Below are 23,909 nucleotides of genomic sequence, written 5' to 3' on the forward strand. Positions count from 1 at the left end.
GGCACGGACACGGAGCACAGAGGAGGGCCACGTGCGACTGATAGACCTGACCATCCCGTGGGGCCCGGAGATCGAGCCGGTGCCCGACAACCCCCGGATCTTCTACGTCCCCATCATGCGCCATGAGCTCCACGGCTACTCCACCGGGTTCGCCACCTTCAGCATCCACACCGGGACCCACATCGACGCGCCCTACCACTTCGTCCCCGACGGTCTGACCATGGAGCAGGTCCCGCTGGAGTGGCTCAACGGCCCGGCCGTGCTGCTGGACCTGCGCGCGGCGGCGCGTCCCGGCCAGCCGCTCACGGTGGACGCGCTGCGCGCAGCGGCTCCAGATCCGGCCGAACTCCGCGACCGGCGCGCCGTGCTCTGGACCGGATGGGCGCAGGAGCACTGGCGCGGCCCCGAGTTCTATCGGGACAATCCCTACCTGGCCAACGACGCCGCCTGGTGGCTGGTGGACGCCGGGGTGCGGGCCCTGGCCGTGGACTTCGCCGTCGACGGCGGCCCGCCCAAGCCGCCGGGCCAGCCGCGCTACCCGGTGCACCTCATCACGCTCGGCGCTGGTGTGTGCCTGATCGAGAACCTGATCAACCTGGACCGCATCGGGCGGCGCCACTTCACGTTGCTTGCGATGCCGGTCCCGGTCAAGGGCGGCAACGGTGGCCCGGCGCGGGTGGCGGCGTGGCTCGATGAGTAACGGACCGGGCGGAGCGGGCGGTGCCGGAGCGGCGGGGCCAGGAATCCGCGGCATCCACCACCTGGGGATCGTCGTGCGCGACGCGCGCGCAGCCGCCGAGCGGTTCGCCCGCCTGGGGCTCGAGGTGGCGGCGTGGGAAGAATACGGCCCCGGGCTGCTGCGCATCGGCTTCATCCCGGTCGGCGATGTGCTGCTGGAGCTGATCGAACCCCTGGGGACCGACGACTTCAACGCGCGCTGGCTGCAGGAGCGCGGCGAGGGCGTGCAGCACGTGGCGTTCCAGGTGGACGACCTGCCCGCGGCCCTGGCCTGGCTGCGCGCACGGGGCGTGCCGCTGCAGGACGAGCGCCCGCGCCCCGGGGCGGCGGACACGCTCATCGCGTTCCTGGCCCCCGACGCGGCCGACGGGCTCCTGGTGGAACTGACCCAACCGCTGGGCCCGTGGCCCTGGACCCGTCGGCCGTGACCCGGATCGCGGTCGCGCAGCTGGCCGCGCCCTGGGAGGCGCCGGCGGCCATGCGTGCCCGCACGGTGCGGGCGCTGCACGAGGCGGCGGCGCGCGGGGCGCACCTGGTGGTGCTGCCCGAGCTGTGCACGATCTCCTACGACTTCCGCTGTCGGGAGGACGTCGCCCCGCATGCCGAAGCCCGGGACGGTCCGACGGTGACCGCCTGGGCGGACGTCGCCCGCCACACAGGTCTGCACGTCGTCGCCGGGTTTCCCGAGCGTGCGGGGTCCCGCCTGTACAACGCCGCCGTGGTGCTGGGGCCCGGCGGGCTGCTGGGCGTCTACCGGAAGGCCCACCTCTACGCGTTCGAACGGGCCGTGTTCGAGCCCGGCGACACCGGCTTCCCGGTCTGGGAGACCTCAGTCGGGCGCCTGGGCGTGCTCATCTGCTACGACCTGCGCTTTGCGGAGGCGGTGCGCGTACTGCTGCTGCGGAGCGCCCAGGTCCTGTGCGTGCCGACCACGTGGACGGACCGCGGCAAGCCCCAGCCCTGGGACGACCGCGGCTGGTGCGGTGCCAACTACCTGGCGGCCGGGTACGCGTACGGCAGCCGCTTCTGGGTGGCGTGCGCCGACCGGGCAGGGCAGGACGGACGGGTGCGGACGCTGGGCTGCAGCGTCGTCTTCGCGCCGACGGGACAGCCCGTGGCCGGTCCGGCGCCGCCCGACCGTGACGCCCTGCTGGTGGCAGATGTGGACCCGGCGGCAGCCGACGCCCTGCGCACCGGCCCCGACGCCGACCTGGTGGCGGACCGCCGCCCGGACCTGTACGGGGAGCTCGTCCGTCCCCTGCACCACGACGCCAGCGCCGCGCGGGGGACCAGACGCGAGCGCGGCGCTGCACGAGGAGGGTAGCATGGACCTGGGACTGCAGGACAAGGTGGTCTTCATCACGGGGGGTTCCAAGGGCATCGGCAAGGCCTGCGGCCTGGAGTTCGCCCGGGAAGGCGCCCGCGTGGCCCTGTGCGCGCGGGGCGAGGACGGCTTGCGCGCGGCCGCGGCGGAGATTACGGCCGCGACGGGCCGCGAGGTCTTCACGGTCGCCGGCGACATGACCAAGTGGGAGGACGCCCGCCGGTGCGTCGACGCGGCGGCCGCGCACTACGGCGGCCTGGACATCCTGGTGAACTGCGCCGGCGCCTCGCCGGGCGGCCTCATCCTGAACTTGACAGAAGACGACTGGGCGCTTTCAATGCAATTGAAGTTCATGGGGTACGTGCGGTGTGCCAAGGCGGCCATCCCCCACCTGCTGCGGCGGGGCGGCGGCCGCATCGTCAACGTCGTCGGCAACGACGGCATCAAGCCGGCGTACTGGGAGCTCACGGCCAGCGCCGCCAACGCGGCGGACCTGGCGGTGACCTCAGCGCTGGCGGAGCAGTACGGGCCGCACGGGATCCTGGTGAACGCCGTGAACCCCGGACCGGTGGCCACCGAGCGATGGGACGGCCTGGTGCGCGCGTACGCCCGGGACAAGGGCCTGTCCATCGAGGAGGCCAACCGGAAGGCGCTGGCCAGCCTGCCGCTGGGACGGATCTGCACGCCGCAGGAGGTGGCCTGGGTGGTGGTCTTCGTGGCGTCGGCGCGGGCCAGCTACATGAACGGGGCGTGGATCACCCTGGACGGCGGCCAGCGCAAGGCGATCATGGACATCTGAGCATGAACCTCGCAGGAGCCAGTCGCACACCGCCGACTGCCGGCGTCGGGCGTCTGCCGGGCCGGTGCGCCGGCGGCGGCGTGCACACCGCAGACGAGGAGGCGTGACGACGATGCGACGGATCACGATGGGCGGGCTGGCAGGGCTGGTGGTCTTCGCGCTCCTGGCGCCCGGGCTGGGGGCCGCACCGCCGGCCAGCGTCAAGCTGGGCGGCACGCTGGCGGTGACCGGACCGTTCGCTGCGGAGTGGGGGCCGGTGTACCAGCAGTTCATGCGGGAGTGGGTACGCGCCGTCAACGAGGAGGGCGGGATCATGGTCCGCGAGGCGGGCCGCCGTCTGCCGGTCGAGATGGTGCTCTACGACGACGAGAGCTCGGCCGACAAGGCCGTCGAGCTCTACGAGCGGCTGGCGGCGGTGGACAACGTCCTCATGTTCTTCGGTCCTGCCACCAGCCCCATCACGCTGCGGGCCTCCACGGTGGCCGAGCGGCTGCGCATTCCCATGGTGACCATGGAGGCCAACGACCGCGCCATCTTCGCCCGCGGTTTCCGCTACCTGTTCGGGACGCTCGCGCCGGGCGTCTGGTGGACGCGGCACTACTTCGATCTGGTGCGCCAGGCCAACGCCGAGGGGGCGGGCCTGCGCACGGCGGTCTTCCTCTTCGAGGACACCGCCCACACGCGGGACGTGACCTCGGGGGCCATCGCGTACGCCCGCGAGACAGGACTGACCGTGGCCGACCAGCAGGTAGTGCCGTTCGGGCACTCGGACTTCGCGGCGATCATCGCGCGCTGGCGGGCCCTGAACCCCGATCTGGTGTTCCTGGGGCTGTGGACCGGGCCGTCCATCGCCTACGTGCGCCAGGCCCGCGAGCTGGGGCTGCGGCCGAAGGAGACCTACGTGCGCGCGCTGGCGCTGCCCTTCGTCCAGGGCGGCGGCCCGGCGGTGGAAGGCGTGGTGGGCGCCACCTACACGGCCCGCCGGGCTCTGGATGCCCGGTCGCGCAAGATCTTCGAGCGCATGGGCCGGGACCCGTACGACCTGCCCTGGGTCGCCAATCGCATCGTGGCCCTGGATGTGATCCAGCGGGCGATCGAGGCCACCGGTCGGCTCGACCGGGAGGCGATCGCGCAGACGCTCCGCGATCCCGCGTTCGAGGTGCCCACGGTCATCGGGAAGTTCAAGTTCAGCTGGGACCTCAAACTGGCGGGCTCGACCCTCAACGGCCACGGGAACCAGACGGCGTACGTGGCGCAGATCCAGGGGGGGAAGGTCACCGTGGTGTGGCCGCGGGAGCTGGCCGACGCGCCGTACCGCCGGCCCGGCCGGTAGGTGCTGGAACTCCGCGGCGTCACCAAGCGCTTCGGCGGGGTCATCGCCCTCGACGACGTGCACCTCACCGTCGGCGACGGTGAGGTGGTCGGGCTCATCGGACCCAACGGCGCGGGCAAGACGACCCTGTTCCACGTCGTCTCCGGGTTCCTGCGGCCGGACCGCGGCCGGCTGCGATTCCTGGGTCGGGACCTGGTCGGCCTGCCCCCACACGTCATCTGCAGGCTGGGGCTGGCCCGCACGTTCCAGATCGTGCAGCCCTTCACTCAGCTCTCGGTGGAGGACAACGTGGCGGTGGGCTACCTCTTCGGGCGCCGCGGCGGCCGCGCCAGCGTCCGGCAGGGGCGGGCCGCCGTCGGGCATCTGCTGGAGCTGCTCGACCTGCGCCACGTGGCCGCACAGCCGGCCGGCACGCTGAACCTGGCCGAGCGCAAGCGGCTGGAGGTGGCGCGCGCGCTGGCCACCGGCCCCAGGCTGCTCTGCCTGGACGAGGTCATGGCCGGACTGGCACCGGCCGAGCTCGACCGCATGGCCGCGGTGATCCTCCGGCTGCGTGCGGAGCTGGACCTGACGCTGCTGGTGGTCGAGCACAACGTGCGGCTGGTGACGCGCGTCTGTCCCCGGGTCGTGGTCCTCAACTTCGGCCAGGTGATCGCCGACGGCCCGACCGAGGCCGTGATGGCTGACCCGCGCGTGGTCGCGGCCTACCTGGGCGACCGGCGGGCGCGGACGGGAGCCCATGCTTGAGGTCCGAGGCCTGCACGTCCGCTACGGCGACTTCCACGTCGTCCACGGCGTCTCGCTGCACGTGGCCGCAGGCGAGGTGGTGGCACTGCTGGGGCCCAACGGCGCGGGGAAGACGACGACGCTGCGGGCCATCCACGGCATCGTGCCGGCGGCTGCCGGCGAGATCGTCTACGCGGGGCGACGGCTGGACGGTCTCTCCCCGGCGGCGCGCGTGCGCCTGGGGCTTGGCCTGGTGCCCGAGGGCCGGGAGCTCTTCCCGGCCATGTCCGTCGAGGAGCACCTCGAGCTGGGCTTCGTGGCCGGCCGCGGGCGTCGCCTGGCCGACGCGCGTGAGGAGGTGTACGCGCTCTTCCCGCGGCTGGCCGAGCGCCGCCGGCAGGCCGCCGGATCGCTGTCGGGCGGCGAGCAGCAGATGCTCGCCATCGGCCGGGCGCTGATGGCCACGCCGGCGCTGCTGATGCTCGACGAGCCCAGCCTGGGGCTGGCGCCGCGCGTCGTGGACCAGGTGTACGACACGCTGGCGGCGCTCAACCGCCGCGGGTTGACGCTGGTGCTGGTCGAGCAGCACGTCTACGAGGCCCTGACCCTGGCGCACCGCGCCTACATCATGACCGGCGGCGAGATCACACTGCACGGGCCCGCAGCCGAGGTGCGGGAGCGCCCCGAGCTGCGCGCGAGCTACCTCGCCGTGTAGCGGAGGCGAGGCGGTGTCGGCGGCGCTCTTCGTCGAGTTGCTCCTGGGGGGCGTGGTGGTCGGCGGGCTCTACGCGCTCATGGCGTTCTCGTTCTCCCTGATCCTGGCCACCACCCACGTGCTGAACGTCGCCCACGGCGTGTTCATGGTGCTGGGCGCCGCGGCTGTCACGCTGTTGGTCCGGCACGCGGGGATGCCGCTCGTGCCGGGGTTCGTGCTGGTAGCCGCAGGATTCCTGGCCCTGGGCGCCCTGGTCTACGTGGGGCTGGTCCGACCCCTGGGCGCCCGGCCGCCGGGGGAGATGCTGGTCGGTTCGATCCTGGTGACGTTCGGGCTGGCCCTGGCCGCGGAGGCGCTGCTGGGCTTCTACTGGGCCCGGCTGATCGAGCCCCAGCCGATCTTCGCGCTCGCGCCGCGCATCGCATCGCTGCGCCTCGGGCCGGTCGTCGTCTCCGGCCCCCGGGCGGTGGCGTTGCTGTTCACGGCGGGTGCGGTCGCCGTCCTGCACCTGCTGCTGGTGCGCACGCGCATCGGCAAGGAAGCTCGCGCCGTGGCCCAGAACGCCACCGGCGCCCGCATCATCGGCCTGGAGCCGTCGCGGGTGGCCACGGCGGTCCTGACCGTGGGCCTCATGCTGGCGGCGCTGTCGGGGGCGGTGTTCGTCCTGGCGATCCCCTTGACCCCGTACGAGGGCCTGCGGCTGACGATGATCGCGTTCACCGTGTCGGCCGCCGGCGGGGTGGGCAACCTGCCCGGCGCGCTGGCGGCCGGTGTGGCGCTGGGGGTGGCCGAGGTGTTCACCGGCTACTGGGTCGGGGCGGTTTGGTCGCCGATGACCAGCCTGCTGGTGCTCTTCGGGGTGCTGCTGCTGCGACCGGTGGCGTTGCTGGGAGGCGCGGGACGATGAGCGGCCGCCTGCTGGCCGGCGCGCTGGTGGCGGCCCTGGCCGCAGCGCCGTGGGTGCTGGGCCGCGACCTGCTGACCGCGCTGCTGTTCACGTTCCTGCTCGTCACCCTGGCCTCCAACTACGACCTGCTGGGCGGCTTCCTGGGCCTGTACAACCTGGGCCAGGCCAGTTTCTTCGGCCTGGGCGCCTACGTGGCGTTCCTGCTGCTGCTTCGGACGCCCGCGCTGCTGGCGCTCGGGTGGACCGGCGTCGCGGTGGCGGTGGCGGTCGGCGCGGCGGCAGCGGCGGGCGTCGCCGCGCTGCTGGCCTACCCGTTGCTGCGGCTGCGCGGCGCGTACTTCGCGGTGGGCACGTTCGCGTTGTTGTTGCTGCTGCGGCTGCTGGTGGACAACCTGCCCGAGCTGACCGGCGGCTCCCACGGACTCTACGTGCCCGCGCAGGTCTACCTGAGTCTGACCAGCGCCTACCTGCTCACGCTGGGGCTGGCCGCCGGCTCGCTGGTGCTCAATCGGGCGGTGGCCGCCAGTCGCTTGGGGATGGCGATGCTGGCCATTCGGGAGAACGAGGCGGCGGCTGCCGCAGCGGGCGTGGACCGGTTCCGCACGCAGCAGGTGGCGTTCGTGCTGGGCGCCGTGCCCACGGCGGCGGCGGGCGCGATCTTCGGACTCCACGGGGGCTACATCGACGTGTCGGTGGTGCTGGGCGTGGAGCGCAGTCTGTTTCCCGTGATCGCGGCGATGATCGGCGGCAGCGGGCTGGCGTGGGGCCCTGTGGTCGGGGCGGTGGTCTTGCGGGCGATCGACGTGGCGCTGAAGAACTACGTGCACCTGGCGATTCCGGCGGTGGCCGTCTACGGGGTTATCCTCATGGTGATGTCGCTGGGCATGCCGCAGGGGATCCTGGCCCTGCCGCAGGTGCGGGGGCAGCGGACGCGGCGTGCGTCGGTGCGGGCGTGAGCATCGGCGTCTCGGTGCCGCGCACGGAGGACCCGCGCCTGCTGACGGGACGCGGCCGCTACGTGGACGACGTGCACCTGCCCGAGATGGTCCACGCGGCGGTGGTGCGCAGCCCGCATCCCCATGCGGCGATCCTGGGCATCGATACCGCGGCCGCGCGCGCACTGGACGGCGTGTTCCTGGTGGCCACCGCCGCCGACCTGGGCGACGTGCCGCCGATTCCCATCCGGCTGGGTCCGCACCCCTCGCTGCGCCCCTTCCTCCAGCCGCCGCTGGCGCGCGACCGCGTGCGGTACGTGGGGGAGCCGGTGGCCCTGGTGGTGGCCCGCGACCGGTACCTCGCCGAGGACGCCGCCGAGGCGGTGGTCGTGGACTACCGGCCGTTGCCCGCGGTGGCGGACGCGGACGCGGCGCTGGCCGCTGGCGCGCCCGTCCTCCATCCCGCCGCCGGCGGGAATCTGATCGCCCGGCTCGAGAGCACGGTAGGCGATCCCACAGGTGCGATGGCCGCTGCTCCCGTGCGGCTGCACCGCCGCATCGCGGTGCAGCGCCACACGGCGGTCCCGCTGGAAGGCCGCGGGCTCGTGGCCGCCGTGGACCGCACCAACGGCGTGCTGACCGTGTGGGGGCCCACCAAGGTCGTGCACTTCAACCGCCGGGTGCTGGCCGACCTGTTGGGCTGGCCGGTGGAGCGGGTGCGGTTCGTGGAGCCCGACGTGGGCGGGGGCTTTGGGGTGCGCGGGGAGTTCTACCCGGAGGATTTCCTCGTGCCCTGGGCCGCGGTCCGCCTGGGCCGGCCGGTCAAGTGGATCGAAGACCGCCGGGAGCACCTCCTGGCGGCGAACCACTCACGCCAGCAGGTGCACGAGGTCGAGATCGGCGCCGCGCCCGACGGGCGCATCGTCGCGCTCGTCGATCGCATCGTGGTGGACATGGGCGCCTACGCCCGCACCCACGGGGTGATCGTGCCGGAGCTCACCAAGGCCCTGTTGCCAGGTCCCTATCGCGTCCCGCACTACCGGTGCGAGGTCCTCTGCGTCGCCACCAACAAGACGCCGACCGGTACGTACCGTGCGCCGGGACGGTTCGAGGGCAACGTCGTGCGCGAGTACCTGGTCGACCTGGTGGCGCGCGCGGTCGGGGACGATCCGGCCGAGGTACGCCGGCGCAACTTCGTGCCGCCTGAGGCGATGCCCTACAGCGTGGGCACTGCCGCGCTGGGCGAGGCCACGGTGTACGACGTGGGGCACTACGCGTCGGCGCTGGACCATGCGCTGCGCCTGGTGGACTACGACGGCTGGCGTGCCCGCCAGGCTGCGGCGCGCGCGCAGGGGCGGTGGGTGGGTATCGGCCTGGGCTGTTTCGTGGAGAAGGCCGGGCCCGGGCCGTGGGAGACCGCCCGCGTCGAGGTCACCCCGGCCGGCGAGGTCGTGATCTACACGGGCGCGGCGGCGCTGGGCCAGGGGCTCGAGACGGTGCTGGCCCAGATCGGCGCGGCGACCCTGGGCGTGGGGCTGGACCGGGTCCGTGTGGTGCACGGCGACACGGCGGTCATCGACGACGGCATCGGCTCCTGGGGCAGCCGCGCGACCGTGGTGGGCGGTGCGGCTGTGCTGCAGGCGGCGCAGGAGGCGCGGGCCGCGCTCGTGGCGCGCGCCGCGTCCCGCCTGGAGGCGGCGCCGGTCGACCTGGTCGTGGCCGACGGGGCCGTGCACGTGCGTGGTGTTCCCGGACGCCGCGTCGCGCTGGCCGACCTGGCGCCCGTGGTGGCCGCGGCCCGCTTCGAAGCGCCGAAGATGACGTACCCCTACGGCGCGCACGTCGCCGTCGTCGAGGTCGACCCCGAGCTTGGCCGCGTCGACATCCTGGACTACGCGGTGGCCTACGACGTGGGGAGAGCCATCAACCCCATGCTGGTCCGCGGGCAGATCACGGGCGGGCTGGCTCAGGGCCTCGGCGGTGCGTTGCTGGAAGAGCTGGTGTACACGCCGGAGGGTCACCCGCTGGCCACCACGTTGATGGACTACCTGCTGCCCACGGTCATGGAGGTGCCCCGGCGCGTGCGCGTGGCGGTGTTGGAGGAGACGCCGACACCGCTCAACCCGCTGGGCGCCAAAGGCGCCGGCGAGGGCGGCACGGCGGCGGCGGGCGCCGCGATCGTCAACGCCGTGGCGGACGCGCTCGCACCGCTGGGCGTGGAGCTCGACGCGCTGCCGCTGTCGCCGGCGCGCCTGCGCGCCGCGATCGCCCGCGCCCGCGAGGCCCGGACGCCATGACCACCGCCGCACGGGGGTGGACCGGCCGGCGGCTCGCGCGGCGCGAGGACCCGCGGCTGTTGACCGGTCGGGGGCACTACATCGCCGACCTCGTGCTGCCGGGCATGGTGCACCTGGCGTTCGTGCGCTCGCCGCACGCCCATGCACGCGTGCGGCGCGTGGACGTGGCTCGCGCGCGGACCCTGCCCGGCGTGCTCGGGGTCTTCACGGCGGCGGATTTCTCCCTGGCGCCCATCGAGCCCGCGTTCGCCGGTGAGGGCTATCGCGGCGCGGGCTGGCCGCCGCTGGCTGCGGCCCGGGTGCGCTTCGTCGGCGATCCGGTGGCGGTCGTGGCAGCCGTCGACCGGTACGTGGCCGAGGACGCCGCGGAGCTGGTGCAGGTGGACTACGACGTGCTCCCCGCCGTGGCCTCGGTGGCAGCGGCGACGGCCCCCGGTGCCCCGCTGGTGCACGACGCGGTGCCGGGGAACTGCTACTTTCGACGGGAGCACCGTCACGGCGACGTGGAGGCGGCGTTCGCACAGGCGCCGGTGGTCGTGGGCGGTGCGTTCTCCCACCAGCGCGTGACCGGCGCGCCGATGGAGACACGGGGCATCGCAGCCCAGTGGGACACCCGCGGCCGCCTGGTGGTCTGGGCATCCACCCAGGCCCCCCACCTGCTGCGCGCGGCGCTGGCCCGCAGCCTGGGGCTGTCGGAAGGCGCGATCCGCGTGCTGGTGCCCGACGTGGGCGGAGGCTTCGGGCCCAAGATGCACGTCTACCCCGAGGACGTGGTGACGTGCGCGGTGGCGCGCCGCCTGGGCCGGCCGGCGCGCTGGATCGAGGACCGGCGCGAGCACCTGCTGGCGACGACGCAGGCGCGGGAACAGGTCATCACGGCGGAGGCGGCCGCAGACCGCGACGGCCGCCTGCTGGCCCTGCGCGCGCGCATCACCTGCGACAGCGGGGCGTACTCCGTCTTCCCGCTCACCGCCGTGCTCGAACCCATGGGCACGGCGCAGATCCTCCCCGGCCCCTACCACGTGCCGGCGTACGCGTACACCACCGAGGCCATCGCCACCAACAAGGCGCCGGTGGGTGCGTACCGCGGCGTGGGCATGACCGTGGGCGTCTTCGTCATGGAGCGGCTGATGGACAAGCTGGCCGCGGCGGTCGGACTCGACCCGGCCGAGGTGCGGCGGCGCAACTTCGTTGCGGCGGACCGGTTCCCCTACACGGCGCCGACCGGGCTGGTGTACGACAGCGGCCGGCTGGCACAGACGCTGGAGACCGCGCTGGCGGCCTTCGGCTACGACGAGGCACGTCGCGCCCAGGCGCGCCAGCGCGCGGCCGGGCGCAGCGTTGGCATCGGGCTGGCGGCATTCGTCGAGTACACGGGCATGGGCGCCCGCACCTTCGCGCGGCGGGGCATGCGCGACGTGCCGGGACACGACGGGGCCGTAGTGACCGTCGATGCGGGGGGCGGTGTGCACGTGGCGGTCTCATGTCCCTCCCAGGGCCAGGGCCACGAGACGATGTACGCGCAGCTGGTGGCCGACGCGCTGGGCGTCGACCCGGCGGCGGTGACCGTCGCGCCGCTCGACACCGACGTGGTCCCATCGGGCAGCGGGACGTTCGCGAGCCGGGCGGTCGTCGCCGGTGGCGGGGCGCTGCTGCGCGCGGCGGCGCAGGTGAAGGAGAAGGCGGTGCAGATCGCCGCCCACCTCCTGGAGGCCGCGCCCGCCGACCTGGTGGTCGCGGACGGCCGGTTCCACGTGCGTGGCAGCCCGGAGCGCGCCGTGCGCTGGACCGAGGTGGCGCGTGCCGCGGCCGCACCGGCGCACGTCGGGCTGCCGGCCGACGTCGAGGCCGGGCTGTCGGCCGCGGCGACCTACGACCCGCCGCCTGCGGCGTTTGGCAACGGCGTGCACGTCGCGCTCGTCGAGGTCGACCGCGCGACCGGCCAGGTGCGGGTGCTCCGCTACGTGATCGCGGCGGACTGCGGGCCGCTGGTGAACCCCCTGCTCGTGGACGGGCAGACGCGCGGCGGCCTGGCGCAGGGGCTTGGGGAAGCCCTGCTGGAGGAGATCCGCTACGACGCCGAGGGGCAGCCGCTGGCCGCGACGTTCATGGACTACCTGCTGCCGACGGCGGCGGAGATGCCCGCCGTCGTGGTCACCCATCTGGAGACACCATCACCTCACACCCTGGGCGGGTTCAAGGGCATGGGCGAGTCGGCGACGATCGGATCGCCCGCGTGTCTGGCCAACGCGGTGAGCGATGCGCTGGGCGCCGACATGGACGCCCTGCCTCTGACGCCGGGCCGGCTGCGCGCCGGCGGTACGGAAGCGGGCGCATCGCGCTGAGGCGCGGGGGCCGGCTGCCCACCGGCCGGCAGGGTTTCAGCGAGGTTGAAACAAATCACCCCAGTGGCGGGCAGGCTGGGTGTGGTGCCGGGGGACGGAGACGGTGCCTGACAACCGTCGCGGCGGCCTAGACGACACCCTGCGCCAGGTCGGCCGGCGCATCCGCGACGCGCGACTGCGCCGGCAGCTGACGCTGGTCGAGGTGGGGCGGCGCACGGGCCTGACGCCCTCGATGCTCTCCATGGTCGAACGCGGCGTGGCCGCTCCGTCGATCGGCGCGTTGGTGGCCATCGGCGCGGCCCTCAAAGTGCCGATGGCCGCGTTGTTCGGTCCCGTCCCGGCCAGGAGTGGCCTGCCGGTCGTCCGTCGCGCCGCGCAGCGCGTGGTCACGACCGGCCGGGGCGCCCAGCGCCGCCTGTTGGTTCGCGATGCGCAGAACCTGGTGGAGATGGCCGAGAACACCTACCTGCCGGGGGCGGCCAGCGCGCCCTCGCCCATCCACCACCGGGGGTGGGAGATGGGTGTGGTGCTGGTCGGACGGCTGCGCGTCGAACTGGGCCGCGAGGTGTACGTGCTGCGCCGGGGGGACGCCATCGCGTTCGATTCGTCGATCCCCCACCGCTTCACCAACGTCGGGAAGGAGGTGGTGCGGACCATCTGGGTCAACGTGCACGGCAATCGGTGGTCGGACACGTGAGGAGGCAGAGCGGATGCGACAGGTGATGGCATGGGGTGTCGTGGGGCTCGTGGTGCTGCTGCTGGCGGGGACGCCCGTGCCGCTGGCCGCGCAGGCGAAGCCCAAGGTGGCGTTCATCTACGTGGGGCCCGTGGGCGACGCAGGGTGGACGTTCCAGCACGATCAGGCGCGCCGGTACCTGGCCCAGACGCTGGGGGCCGACACGAAGTTCGTGGAGTCGGTCCCGGAGACGGCGGAGGTGGCGCGGGTGATGGAACAGTTCATCCGGCAGGGCTACAAGATCATCTTCGCCACCGCGTTCGGCTATCAGAACTTCGCGCTCGAGGTCGCCCGCAGGCACCCCGACGTGCGCATCGTCGGGATCGGGCCTGCCATCAAACTGGCGCCCAACGTGAAGACCATCTACGGGCGCATCTGGGAGGGCCGCTACCTGACGGGGTTGGTCGCGGGCAAGATGACCAGGACCAACGTGGTGGGGTTCGTGGCGGCGCACCCCATCACCACGGTCGTGGCGGGCGTCAACGCATTTGCGCTGGGCGTCTGGGAGACGAACCCGAACGCCAGGATCAAGGTGGTGTGGACCCGCACCTGGTACGACCCGCCCAAGGAGAAGGCGGCGGCGAAAGCGCTGCTGGACGCGGGCGCCGACGTGGTCGGGCAACACCAGGACACGCCCAGCGCGCTCCAGGCTGCGGCCGAGGCGGGTCGGTACGGGGTGGGCTCGGAGTCCAACATGCAGCGGTTCGCGCCCCAGGCGTACCTGACGGGCACGATCTGGGACTGGCGCGAGGTGGATGCCGCTATCGTGCGGGGCATCCTGGCCGGGCGATTCGTCTCCGAGGACTACTATGGCGGGTTGGTGGACAAGATGGTCAGCCTCGGCCCCTTCCACCCGACCGTGCCGGCCGACGTGCGGGCGCTGGTCGACCAGCGGCGACGGGCCATCGTGGAGGGGTCGTTCCAGATCTTCCGGGGGCCGCTGGCGGATCAGACCGGGAAGGAACGGGTACCGGCTGGCCGCGCGATGAGCCTGAAGGAGATCCTGGCCTTCGACTGGTTGCTCAAGGGAATCGAAGGTCAGGCGCCGACGGCCAAGTGAGCCGGCGGTGCCCGGTCCACGAGGCCCTGGCCTCCAGGTACCATTCGTTGGGTGCCGAGGACAGCCAGGTGAGCCTGTGGTGCCCCTCGTCCAGGAGGCGGCGTGAAGGCCGGGGGGCTGAGCACGGCCTGATGCGGCAGGCACCGGGGCCGCCGGCCCCGCCGGCGTAGGGCGTCGGCAACAGGGGGCAAGATGTCCCGCTCCCTGGTGGAGATGCGTGGCATCGTCAAGGTCTTCCCCGGGGTGGTGGCCAACGCCGGCGTGGACCTGGCCATCGCCCCCGGGGAAGTGCTGGCGGTGCTGGGTGAGAACGGCGCGGGCAAGACCACGCTGATGAACGTCCTGGCGGGGTTGTACCGCCCGGACGCCGGCACCGTGCTCATCGACGGCAGCCCGGTCCTGCTGCGGTCGCCCGGCGACGCGCTGGCGCGAGGCATCGGCATGGTCCACCAGCACGTTCGCCTGGTGGGCGCGTTCAGCGTCACCGAAAACCTTCTCCTCGGCTGGCGGGAGGCGGGCGTGCTGCTCGACGTGCGGGCGCACGCGGCGCGGGTGCGCCGCCTGGCTGCGGACTACGGTCTGGCCGTCGATCCCAATGCGCGCACCGACACGCTGACGCTGGGCGAGCGGCAGCGGGTCGAGATCCTCCGGATGCTGCACCGGGCCGTGCGCGTGCTGATCCTGGACGAACCGACGGCGGTGCTCACCCCGCAGGAGGCGGCTGGCCTGATCGCCGCGTGCCGCCGCATCGCCGCCCAGGGACGAGCCGTGGTGTTCATCAGCCACAAGCTGGACGAGGTGCTGCAGGTGGCCGACCGGATCGTGGTCCTGCGCGCCGGGCGCGTTGCGGGCACCACGACGCCCGCCCAGACGACGCCCCGGGCGCTGGCGCAGCTGATGGTGGGGCAGGAGGTGGAGGCGACGTCCCGCCCCATGGCAGCTCCCGGTCCCGCGGTGCTGGCGCTGGACGGTGTGTCCCTTGAAGGGCCGGGTGGCCGCGGCCTGCAGGACCTAACCCTGGAGGTCCGGGCCGGCGAGCTCGTCGGGGTGGCGGGCGTCGCCGGCAACGGCCAGCGGGAACTCGCGGAGGTCCTGGCCGGTCTGCGGGTGCCCCGGGCAGGCCGGATCGTGTGGGAGGGCCGCGACATCACCCGGCTGGGCCCCAGGGCGCGCTGGGCGCTGGGACTCGCCTACGTGCCGGAGGACCGGTTGGGCGAGGGCCTGGTCGGGGCGTTTACCGTGGCCGAGAACGCCGTGCTGCGGGACTACGACGGCCCGCCGATCACCAGGGGCCTGCGGATGTACTGGCCCGCGGTGCGCACCCGGGCGAGCACGCTGGTGGGACGCTTCGCCATTCGCACGCCGTCGATCGACACGCCGGCCTGGCATCTCTCGGGCGGCCACCAGCAGCGGTTGCTGGTCGGCCGCGAGGTGGCGGCGACACCCCGGGTGCTGGTGGCCATGTACCCCACGCGGGGGCTGGACGTGCAGGCGACCGCGGCGGTGCACCGCATCCTGCTCGATCTGCGCGCTGCTGGCACCGGCGTCGTGCTGATCTCGGAGAGCCTGGACGAGCTGTTCGCGCTGGCAGATCGCATCGTCGTGATGCACCGCGGTCGCCTGGTCGGCGAGCGTCAGGCCGCCACGGCCACCCGCGAGGAGATCGGGCTGCTGATGGCCGGGGTGCAGTGATCCCATGGTGACCACGGCGCGTGCGCTCGACGTCGCCCCCGCTGTCGGGCGCGGGGTGGCGTGGGCCGAAGCCCTGCTCATCCGCCTGGGAGCGGCGCTGGCCGCCCTGGCGGCGGGCGCTGTCGTCATGCGGGCCGCCGGGTACGACCCCTGGATGGCGTACCGCGAGATGGCTGCCGGCGCGCTGGGGTCCTGGTACGCCGTCGAGCAGACGCTCGTGAAGGCGATCCCCCTGGCCTTGAGCGGGCTTGGCGTCTCGCTCGCGTTCACCATGGGGCTGTGGAACATCGGCGCCGAGGGACAGCTCGCCGTGGGTGCGCTGGCGGCGGGCTGGCTCGCGCTCGGCGCGCCCGGCCTGCCCGCGTGGGCCATGGTGCCGGGCATGGTGGCGCTGGGCGCTGCGGGCGGCGCCGCGTGGGCCGCCATTCCGGGCGTGCTGCGCGCTGCGGTGGGGATGAACGAGATCCTGAGCACCCTGATGCTGAACTACGTGGGCCTCCTGTGGGTCGACTACCTGGTCTTCGGGCACTGGGCCGACCCGACCGCGTTCAGCTTCCCCTACTCCCGGCGGTTCCCCGACAGCGCGCAGCTCCCCCCATTGATGGGGGCCGTGCACCTCGGGGCGGTGCTGGCGCTGGCCGCCGCGGTCGGGCTCTGGCTGCTGCTGCGCCACACCGCCTGGGGCTACGAGATCCGGCTCATCGGCACCAGCCCTCGCGCCGCTCGCTACCGCGGCGCGCCGGTGGCCCGTAACGTCGTCGCGGTCATGGCGCTGAGCGGCGCGCTCGCCGGCCTGGCTGGCGTCGCCGAGGTGGGCGGCGTGGTGCACCGGCTGCAACAGGGCATCTCGCAGGGCTACGGGTACGCGGCCATCATCATCGCGTGGCTGGCGCGGCTGCACCCGTGGGCGGTGGTCCTGGTCGCCGTGCTGATCGCCGCGCTGTTGAACGGCGGCTTCGTGATCCAGACCACCGGGGTCCCCGCCGCCATCGCGTCCATGCTCCAGGCGCTCCTCCTGACGTTCGTCCTGGCCAGCGAGTACGTGGTCCGCCGGCACCGGCGGCGCCGGGCGGTCGCCGCGGCCCGCGCCGGCCTGCGCGCGGGCCCGTGACGGCGGACCAGCTGGTGGCGTTGCTGGCCGCCGCGGTGACGGCCGGCACCCCGCTGGTGCTGGCGGGGGTCGGGGAACTGCTCGCCGAACGCAGCGGCGTGCTCAACCTCGGGGTCGAGGGCGTGATGCTGGTGGGCGCGGTGGTCGGATTCGCCGCGGTGGTGGCTACGGCGGCGCCGTGGCTGGGCGTGGTGGCGGCGGTGGGTGCGGGCGCGCTGCTGGGGGTCGGCCACGCGTTCCTGACCGTCACCCTGGGCGCCGAGCAGGTCACCACCGGGCTGGCGCTGGCGCTGTTCGGGACGGGGCTCAGCGCGTTCGTCGGCAAGCCGTTCATCGGCATCCCCAACCCGGCACCGTTTCGGGCGCTGGCGGTCCCGGGGCTGGCCGACGTGCCGGTCCTGGGCCCGATCTTCTTTCGCCAGGATGCCCTCGTGTACCTGAGCTACATGTTGCCGCTGGTGGTGTGGTGGTGGTTGGTCCGCACCCGGCCGGGGTTGCACCTGCGCGCGTGCGGCGAGAACCCGGAGGCCGCCGACGCTATGGGGGTGGACGTCGCGGCGGTGCGCTACGGCGCGGTGGTCGCGGGTGCGGCGCTGGCGGGGCTGGCCGGCGGCTACCTCTCGCTGGCCTATACCCCGGCGTGGACCGAGAACATGACCGGGGGGCTTGGCTGGATCGCCATCGCCCTGGTCGTCTTCGCCACCTGGCACCCGGGACGGCTGCTGGCCGGGGCGTACCTGTTCGGCGCCGTGGACGTCCTGGGGTTCCGCGCCCAGCTGCTGGGCGTGCAGGCGTCGTCGATCGTGCTGCGGATGCTGCCGTACCTGTTCACGCTGACCGTGCTGCTGGTGATCACGGCGCTCCGGCAGGCGGCGGGCATGCCCGGGGCGCTGGGGCGTCCCTACTTTCGGGAGGAGTGACGGTGGAGGTGAACTCCGTGGAAGCCTACTTCTACGGCGTACGCAAGGCGATTCCCGAGGGGTTCGACGAGTGGCTCGACCCGCGGGTGACCGCGGCCGTGTCCATCGACATGCATCGCGGGCACCTGGACGAGGGGCCGGACTGCCCGTGCCCCGCGCCCCGGGCGCGGGAGATCGTGGCGCCGATCAACGCGTTCCACCGCCAGTGCCGGCGGCTGGGCGTGCCGGTGATCCACGTGAAGACCGTGCTGCGGGCCAGCGGCGTCGACGACACCAAGGGGTTCCCCTCGGCCTGGCGGTTCACGTTTCCTGTCACCGTCGGGCCCATCCCCAATGCCGACAGCCACGGGCTGGCCGGCACCCGGTGGACGGAGCTGGTGACCGAGGTGGCGCCCACCGACCACATCGTCGACACCAAGAAGCGTCTGAGCATCTTCTATCCCACCGACCTCGACTTCTTGCTGCGCCAGCTGCGGCGGCGGACCGTGGTGCTGACCGGGGGCTTCACCGACTGCTGCGTGCTGAACGCGGCGTTCGACGCCGCCAACCGCGACTACCGTGTGGTGGTCCTGCGCGACCTCGTCCGCGGGTTCTCGCCCGAGATGGAGGAGGCAGCGCTGCGCATCGTCTCGCTGCACCTGGGGCTGGTCATGGACGCGGCGGTGCTGGTGGGGGTGTGGGAGCAGCGGCTGGCCGAGACGGGAGCGGCCCGTGGCTGAGGCGCTGCAGCTCGTCGCGCTGGCCGCGCTGCCCTGGGCGACGGTCTACCCGGGCGTGCGGCGCCGCCAGGTGGACGCCGCGCGCATGACGATGACGCTCTACCGGTTTGACCCCGGCGGCCGCTTCCCGCTCCACCGGCATCCCCAGGAGCAGCTCGTGGTGGTGCTGGAGGGTGCGCTGACCTTCACCGGGGCCGGGCAGGCGGTCACGGTAGTGCCGGAGCACGTGCTGGTCGTGCCGCCTGACGTGCCCCACGAGGCCGTCGCAGGACCCGCGGGCGCACTGGTCGTCAGCGTCGTGGCACCGGCGCGGCGGTCGGCGACGGACTACGTGGTGGATCCCGGGGGCTAGGGCCCCGCGCACCGTCGGGTGCTGGAGGCCAGGTCAGCGGCCCCACGCGCCCCTACCGCCGCACGCCCAGGTGGCGGATGAGCACCTCCTCGTCCGCCAGGACGTCCCGGCGCGAGCCGGTGTAGCGGATGCGCCCCGTCTCCAGCAGCGCGACGACGTCGGCCACCTCGAGGGCGGCGTCGACCTTCTGCTCCACCAGCAGCACGCCGACGTCCCGGCGGGCCAGCAGCCCGACGGTCTCCATCAGCCGGCGGACGACCGACGGCGCCAGTCCCTCGCTGGGCTCGTCCATGAGCAGGAAGGCAGGGCGCGCGCACAGGGCCCGGGCCGTGGCCACCATCTGCTGCTCGCCGCCCGACAGCGTGCCGGCGCGCTGGTGGAGCCGCTCCCGGAGCACGGGAAAGAGGTCGAAGACCCAGCGCAGCGTCTCGTCGTCGTGGCCCCGGACCAGCATGCCCATGCGCAGGTTCTCCCAGACGGTGAGGTCGGGAAAGAGCCTGCGGCCCTGCGGGACGTACCCCAGCCCCAGGCGCGGGATGCGGTGGGGCGGCACCCGGGTGAGATCCTCGCCATCCAGCCGCACGCTGCCCTGCACCGGGCGCAGGAGCCCCATGATCGCGCGCAGCAGCGTGGTCTTGCCGGCCCCGTTGCGGCCCAGCAGGCAGAGCACCTGCCCGCGGGCCAGGCGCAGCGATACGTCGCGCACCACTGGCGCGCCGCCGTAGCCACAGGTCAGCCGGTCGAGCACGAGCTCCATGGTTACGGCGCGGCCGGAACGGGGCTCGGCCCGGTGCGCGCACCGTCCGCGCAGACCGCGTGCATGTCTACCGCGTGCCCAGGTAGACGCGCTGCACGGTGGGATCCGCCTCCACCTCGGCCGGCGTCCCCTCGGCGATGATCCGCCCCTGGTCCATCACGGTGATGCGCTGGGCCAGGTCGAGCACCACCCGCACGTTGTGCTCGATGAGCAGGACCGTGCTCGTGCGGGCGATCCTGCGCACGAGCGCCACTAGGCCGTCGATCTCGTCGGGGGCCAGTCCCTGGGTGGGCTCGTCGAGGATCAGCAGGCGCGGGTGCAGGGCCAGGGCCATGGCGATCTCCAGCAGGCGCTGATGCCCGTAGGGGAGTGCACCGGCGGGCTGGTCCCAGGCCTCATGCAGCCCGACGGTCTCCAGGGCCTCGCGCACCGGACCGGCCAGCGCCGACGCCCGCAGCCGGACGATGTCGCCGGGGCCGCGCAGCAGGCGCCGCTGTACGGCCAGGGCCACGTTCTCGAAGACGGTCAGGGTGCGCAGGACGCTGATGAGCTGGAAGGTGTAGACGATGCCGAGCGCCACGCGCCGGTGGGCCCGCGTGGCGGTGATGTCGTGGCCATCGAAGACGATGCGCCCGGCGCTGGGGGCGATGCGGCCGCTGATCATGCTGACCAGGGTGGTTTTGCCCGCGCCGTTGGGGCCGATGATGGCACGGATCTCCCCGCGCACCAGGCGGAAGTCCACGTCGCGCACGGCCACCAGGCCGCCGAAGGCCCGCCGCAGCCCTGTGGTGGACAGCAGCACGTCCTCCGGGTGACGCGTCTGGGGCGGCTGGGCCGCGACAGCGCTCATGGCGCGCGCCTGGTGGCCGAACGCCCGTGTCCGCTCATGGTAGCTCCCGCCACCACCGCGCCCGGAGGCGACTCATGGCAGTTCCCGCCACCAGCGCGCCCGGACGCTGCCCATGACCCCGCCCGGCGCCCAGAGGATCACCAGCACGAGCGCCACGCCCACGATCAGCAGGTAGTTGGTCGTGAGGCTGCTGGCCGTGTCCACCGCGTAGGTCACGAACGCCGTTCCAACCAGCGGGCCCAGGATCGTGCCCGCGCCGCCCAGCAGCGTCCACAGCAGGGGGTAGATGGAGTAGAGGATCGAGGCGAAGGTGCTGCCGACGTACGAGAAGAGGAGGGCGTAGGCGGCCCCTGCTGCGCCGGCGACCCCGCCCGAGCACACGACGGCCAGCAGCTTGTAGGCGAAGGGGTCGTAGCCCAGCATGCGCGTGCGTTCTTCGTGCTCGCGCAGCGCGATCCATACCCGCCCCACCGGCGAGCGCACGAGCCACAGGCTGCCCAGCAGCGTCGCCGTCAGCGCAGCGAGCGCCAGGTTGTAGCGCACCGCGGGGGCGGTGAGGGGAAGCGTCCAGCCCCCCACCTGCACCGGCGCCAGGCGGCCGGCCAGCACGAGGCCCTGGTCGCCGAGGGTGATCCGGTTGAAGTGGAGCGTCGCCAGGTAGCCGACCTGCGCGAAGAGCATGGTGACGATCAGGAAGGCCACGCCCGTGGTCCGCAGGCTGAGCGCGCCGATGCCGGCGGCCAGGAGCAGGCTCGCGGCGACGCCCAGGAGGAACGCCGGCCCCGGTCCCAGGCCCACGTAGTAGACCGGCAGGCCCGCGCCGTACATGCCGGCGGCGAAGAACAGCGCGTGCCCCAGGCTCATCAGGCCCGTGTAGCCCAGCAGCAGGTTGTAGCCGGCCGCGTAGGTGGCGAAGAGCATGATGCGGGTGAGCATGCCGTGGTGGAACGGGGGCAGGACGACCTGCAGCAGCCCCAGGACCGCCGGTACCCCCAGGTGGAGCGCCAGGGTCACACGGCCAGGGGCCATCAGGCGCACCCTGTCGGGCCGGCCGGCTGCGGCGCAGCGGTTGGTGGGCTGACGGGGACGGATGCTGCGCGTCGCCGGGTGTAGGCTGCGAGGCCAGGGCGACAGTACATCCTAGCCCCCGCGCCCGTCGAAGAGCCCGCCAGCGCGTGCTACCAGTACCCCCGCGACCAGCAGCGAGGCGACGATACGCGCCAGCGTCGGCGTGAAGAAGATCGAGACCACCCCGTCCACCAGCCCGACCAGGAACGCCGCGACCAGCGTCCCGCCAAGGCGTCCCAGGCCGCCGATGGTCACCACCATGAACGAGAGGAGTAGCGCATCCAGACCCATGAGGTAGTGGGCTTGCTGCACGGGGACGACCAGCACGCCCGCCACAGCGGCCAGCGCCGCGCCCAGGGCGAAGGCGGCGCTGTAGACCCGATGCACGGGCACGCCGAACGCCTGGGCCACCTCCGGGTCCTGCTGCGTTGCGCGCATGTACAGCCCCAGTGTCGTGGCACTGACCAGCCGCCAGGTGCCAAGCAGGACCAGCCCGGCCAGCGCGGCCGCCACCAGCTTGTAGCGCGAGTAGCCAAACCAGGGGAACTCGACGACCCCCGCCAGCGGCGGGGCCACCGCCCGCGCTTCCGGGCCGTAGAGACCCAGGATCAGCTGCTGGAGGATGTAGAGCAGCCCGATGGTGGCCACGATGGTGGCCTCGGGCGCATACCGAACGGGCCGCAGGACCAGGCGATCCGCCGCCGCGGCGATACCGGCGACGAGCACGGGGGCCACGGCGACCGCGGCCAGGAAGCTGCCCGTGGCGGAGGTGACGACCCAGGCCAGCACCGCGCCCAGCATGAAGAACTCGCCATGCGCGACGTTCACGATGCGCATGACGCCAAAGACCAGCGACAGCCCCACCGCGGTCAGGGCCAGCAGCAACCCCGAGACGGTGCCCTCCAGCAGGGCGAGGACGATCTGCCCGACGGGGGTCACGGATACGCGCGCGACGCGGCCCGCCTGCGGGCACGCCCCGGCAGGCCACCCCGCGCCGGCCGGCGGAGGCCCGGGCCCCCCGGCCGCCGGGTTCGCGCCCCCGCCGTCCGCAACGCGCCGGACAACGGTCGGGGCGGGCTACAGCGGCTGCTTGGTGTAGTCCGCCTCGGGCGGGTACATGCCGTCGTCGATCGTCGTCCGGTGCACCACCTTGAGTTTCTTCCCACGCACCTGCGAGACGAACTGCTGGCCGAAGACCTGGTGCAGGCGGCCGACGAACCGTTTCGGCCCCTGCGGGTGGCCCAACCCCTCGTCGAACTTCTCGGTCTTCTCAAGGGTCTCGATGAAGGCGCGGTAGTCCTTGGGGCTCTTGTAGCCGCTCTTCTCCACGATCTCCTTGATGACGAACAGCGTCTCCCACACCCCGAACATGTGCGAGTACGTCGAGACGTCCTTCGGGTCGCTCTTGCTGGCGCCGTTGGCGTCGACACCCACCGCGTCCCGGAACCGTTTCTCCCACTGGGTGTTGTACTCGCCCGCGTAGCGGGGGAAGGCCTCCCAGAGATACGATCCGTCCAGGTACTCCAGCCCGGGGCTGCCGATGTCGACGCCCTCCAGCGAGTCGATGAAGCCGAAGAGCTTGGGCTTGCGCCGGCCGAAGTGCTCGCCCATCTCCTTGACGAAGGTGAGCACGCCCGGCCCGACCATGACGTGGTAGACCACGTCGGCCGTCCGCGGGATCTTGGGGAAGTACTTGGTGAACGAGGTCTCGGTGGGCGGAATGGGCACCAGCGCGACGATCTCGCCTCCCTGCCGGCGGGCGGCCGCCCCGAAGAAGTCGCGGTGGTCGTACCCGAACGCGTAGTCGGGGAAGACCATGGCGATGCGCTTGCCCAGGTTCTTGACGATCCACGGCGCCAGGGCGGTGACCTGCGCGCGCACGTCGGTGATGCCCGGCTGGAACGTGTACCGGTTCAGCGTGCCCGAGGCCACGTGGTACCCTTCGCTCACCACCAGGTAGGGGATCTTCAGCTCGCCGGCCCGCGGCGCTGCGGCGATCACGACATGGGAGAAGAGGGTGCCGAAGATGAACTCCACCTTGTGCTGCTGGGCCAGCTTCTCGACCACCTCGGTGCCGCGCTTGGGGTCGGTGCCGTCGTCCTCGGCGATCAGCTCCACGGGCCGGCCGCCGATGCCGCCCATGCCGTTGATGGTGCGCACCGCTGCGGCGGCCGTGCGCTCGTACCACTTGCCGTAGACGGCGCCGATACCCGTGCGGTGCACCTGAAAGCCGATCTTCAGCGGTGGCGCCCCGGTGGCCTGCGCGTAGACGTAGGGGAGGTCGACGAGGCGTCCCCACCGGCTGACCACGCCGGCGCCGGCCAGCGCCCCGGCGGCCTTCAACGCCTGTCGGCGTGTGAGCTTCCCGCCTGGCATGCCTGTCCCCCCTTGCACTGAGATGGTCTTGCCCCGGTGCTCCGGGTCTGCACACGCTCGCGCGGTCACGCCCCACGACCCGTTTGGGCCCGTGCCTGGCCCGCGCACCGGTGCCTTGGGCTTCCACGGGCGCCCATGGTCTTCCTGCG

23 protein-coding genes are annotated in these 23,909 nt (G+C 73.1%); 18 read left to right on the forward strand and 5 right to left on the reverse strand.

The genetic code is table 11. The features are described 5' to 3' along the window. Positions 1-31: 31 nt before the first annotated feature. The 18 genes from QN157_04910 (at position 32) to QN157_04995 (ending at position 18,709) form a co-directional block, all read left to right on the forward strand. On the forward strand, positions 32-700 hold the full coding sequence (locus QN157_04910) for a cyclase family protein (GenBank protein ID MDR7554928.1): 669 nt from the start codon (positions 32-34) through the stop codon (positions 698-700). Then, positions 693-1,166: a VOC family protein gene (locus tag QN157_04915; GenBank protein ID MDR7554929.1), complete on the forward strand. Its 474-nt coding sequence runs from the start codon at positions 693-695 to the stop codon at positions 1,164-1,166. The genes QN157_04910 and QN157_04915 overlap by 8 nt, the downstream gene beginning before the upstream one ends. Continuing rightward, on the forward strand, positions 1,163-2,062 hold the full coding sequence (locus QN157_04920; GenBank protein MDR7554930.1) for a nitrilase-related carbon-nitrogen hydrolase: 900 nt from the start codon (positions 1,163-1,165) through the stop codon (positions 2,060-2,062). The genes QN157_04915 and QN157_04920 overlap by 4 nt, the downstream gene beginning before the upstream one ends. Position 2,063: 1 nt before the next feature. Next, complete coding sequence (locus QN157_04925) at positions 2,064-2,861, forward strand: SDR family oxidoreductase (protein MDR7554931.1); 798 nt, start codon at positions 2,064-2,066, stop codon at positions 2,859-2,861. A 112-nt stretch (positions 2,862-2,973) separates the two neighbouring features. Then, on the forward strand, positions 2,974-4,194 hold the full coding sequence (locus QN157_04930) for an amino acid ABC transporter substrate-binding protein (GenBank protein ID MDR7554932.1): 1,221 nt from the start codon (positions 2,974-2,976) through the stop codon (positions 4,192-4,194). Next, positions 4,195-4,941: an ABC transporter ATP-binding protein gene (locus tag QN157_04935; GenBank protein ID MDR7554933.1), complete on the forward strand. Its 747-nt coding sequence runs from the start codon at positions 4,195-4,197 to the stop codon at positions 4,939-4,941. Next, the gene (locus QN157_04940; protein MDR7554934.1) at positions 4,934-5,635 is read left to right on the forward strand and encodes an ABC transporter ATP-binding protein; all 702 of its coding nucleotides are present in this window, start codon (positions 4,934-4,936) and stop codon (positions 5,633-5,635) included. Before QN157_04935 ends, QN157_04940 begins: the two co-directional genes overlap by 8 nt. A gap of 13 nt (positions 5,636-5,648) precedes the next feature. Beyond that, the gene (locus QN157_04945) at positions 5,649-6,542 is read left to right on the forward strand and encodes a branched-chain amino acid ABC transporter permease (GenBank protein MDR7554935.1); all 894 of its coding nucleotides are present in this window, start codon (positions 5,649-5,651) and stop codon (positions 6,540-6,542) included. Next, positions 6,539-7,498, forward strand: a complete 960-nt coding sequence (locus QN157_04950; protein ID MDR7554936.1) for a branched-chain amino acid ABC transporter permease — start codon at positions 6,539-6,541, stop codon at positions 7,496-7,498. Before QN157_04945 ends, QN157_04950 begins: the two co-directional genes overlap by 4 nt. Then, positions 7,495-9,774 carry a xanthine dehydrogenase family protein molybdopterin-binding subunit gene (locus QN157_04955; GenBank protein MDR7554937.1) on the forward strand — a complete coding sequence of 760 codons (2,280 nt, stop codon included), beginning with the start codon at positions 7,495-7,497 and terminating at the stop codon, positions 9,772-9,774. Before QN157_04950 ends, QN157_04955 begins: the two co-directional genes overlap by 4 nt. Continuing rightward, complete coding sequence (locus QN157_04960; protein ID MDR7554938.1) at positions 9,771-12,119, forward strand: xanthine dehydrogenase family protein molybdopterin-binding subunit; 2,349 nt, start codon at positions 9,771-9,773, stop codon at positions 12,117-12,119. The genes QN157_04955 and QN157_04960 overlap by 4 nt, the downstream gene beginning before the upstream one ends. Before the next feature lie 103 nt (positions 12,120-12,222). Continuing rightward, complete coding sequence (locus QN157_04965; GenBank protein ID MDR7554939.1) at positions 12,223-12,816, forward strand: XRE family transcriptional regulator; 594 nt, start codon at positions 12,223-12,225, stop codon at positions 12,814-12,816. 13 nt (positions 12,817-12,829) lie between these two features. After that, positions 12,830-13,915 (forward strand): BMP family ABC transporter substrate-binding protein, encoded by a 1,086-nt coding sequence (locus tag QN157_04970; protein MDR7554940.1) that lies wholly within the window; start codon positions 12,830-12,832, stop codon positions 13,913-13,915. 192 nt (positions 13,916-14,107) lie between these two features. Beyond that, positions 14,108-15,607 carry an ABC transporter ATP-binding protein gene (locus tag QN157_04975; protein ID MDR7554941.1) on the forward strand — a complete coding sequence of 500 codons (1,500 nt, stop codon included), beginning with the start codon at positions 14,108-14,110 and terminating at the stop codon, positions 15,605-15,607. 4 nt (positions 15,608-15,611) lie between these two features. After that, positions 15,612-16,718: an ABC transporter permease gene (locus QN157_04980; protein MDR7554942.1), complete on the forward strand. Its 1,107-nt coding sequence runs from the start codon at positions 15,612-15,614 to the stop codon at positions 16,716-16,718. Next, a complete protein-coding gene (locus QN157_04985) occupies positions 16,715-17,638 on the forward strand; it encodes an ABC transporter permease (GenBank protein MDR7554943.1) in 924 nt (307 codons plus the stop codon). Before QN157_04980 ends, QN157_04985 begins: the two co-directional genes overlap by 4 nt. A 2-nt stretch (positions 17,639-17,640) precedes the next feature. Beyond that, positions 17,641-18,357: an isochorismatase family cysteine hydrolase gene (locus QN157_04990; GenBank protein MDR7554944.1), complete on the forward strand. Its 717-nt coding sequence runs from the start codon at positions 17,641-17,643 to the stop codon at positions 18,355-18,357. Then, the gene (locus tag QN157_04995) at positions 18,350-18,709 is read left to right on the forward strand and encodes a cupin domain-containing protein (GenBank protein ID MDR7554945.1); all 360 of its coding nucleotides are present in this window, start codon (positions 18,350-18,352) and stop codon (positions 18,707-18,709) included. Before QN157_04990 ends, QN157_04995 begins: the two co-directional genes overlap by 8 nt. Before the next feature lie 52 nt (positions 18,710-18,761). On the opposite strand, the gene QN157_05000 is transcribed toward QN157_04995, so the two are convergent. From QN157_05000 to QN157_05020, 5 genes are all read right to left on the reverse strand, one after another. Beyond that, the gene (locus QN157_05000; protein MDR7554946.1) at positions 18,762-19,466 is read right to left on the reverse strand and encodes an ABC transporter ATP-binding protein; all 705 of its coding nucleotides are present in this window, start codon (positions 19,464-19,466) and stop codon (positions 18,762-18,764) included. Positions 19,467-19,533: 67 nt separating this feature from the next. After that, positions 19,534-20,316 (reverse strand): ABC transporter ATP-binding protein, encoded by a 783-nt coding sequence (locus QN157_05005; protein ID MDR7554947.1) that lies wholly within the window; start codon positions 20,314-20,316, stop codon positions 19,534-19,536. Positions 20,317-20,388: 72 nt separating this feature from the next. After that, positions 20,389-21,345 (reverse strand): branched-chain amino acid ABC transporter permease, encoded by a 957-nt coding sequence (locus QN157_05010; GenBank protein ID MDR7554948.1) that lies wholly within the window; start codon positions 21,343-21,345, stop codon positions 20,389-20,391. Positions 21,346-21,456: 111 nt separating this feature from the next. Continuing rightward, positions 21,457-22,323 carry a branched-chain amino acid ABC transporter permease gene (locus tag QN157_05015; GenBank protein MDR7554949.1) on the reverse strand — a complete coding sequence of 289 codons (867 nt, stop codon included), beginning with the start codon at positions 22,321-22,323 and terminating at the stop codon, positions 21,457-21,459. Between the two features lie 138 nt (positions 22,324-22,461). Beyond that, positions 22,462-23,760: an ABC transporter substrate-binding protein gene (locus tag QN157_05020; GenBank protein ID MDR7554950.1), complete on the reverse strand. Its 1,299-nt coding sequence runs from the start codon at positions 23,758-23,760 to the stop codon at positions 22,462-22,464. Positions 23,761-23,909 lie beyond the last annotated feature (149 nt).

The sequence above is a fragment of the Armatimonadota bacterium genome (assembly GCA_031459855.1).
Taxonomy (GTDB): domain Bacteria; phylum Sysuimicrobiota; class Sysuimicrobiia; order Sysuimicrobiales; family Humicultoraceae; genus Fervidifonticultor; species Fervidifonticultor primus.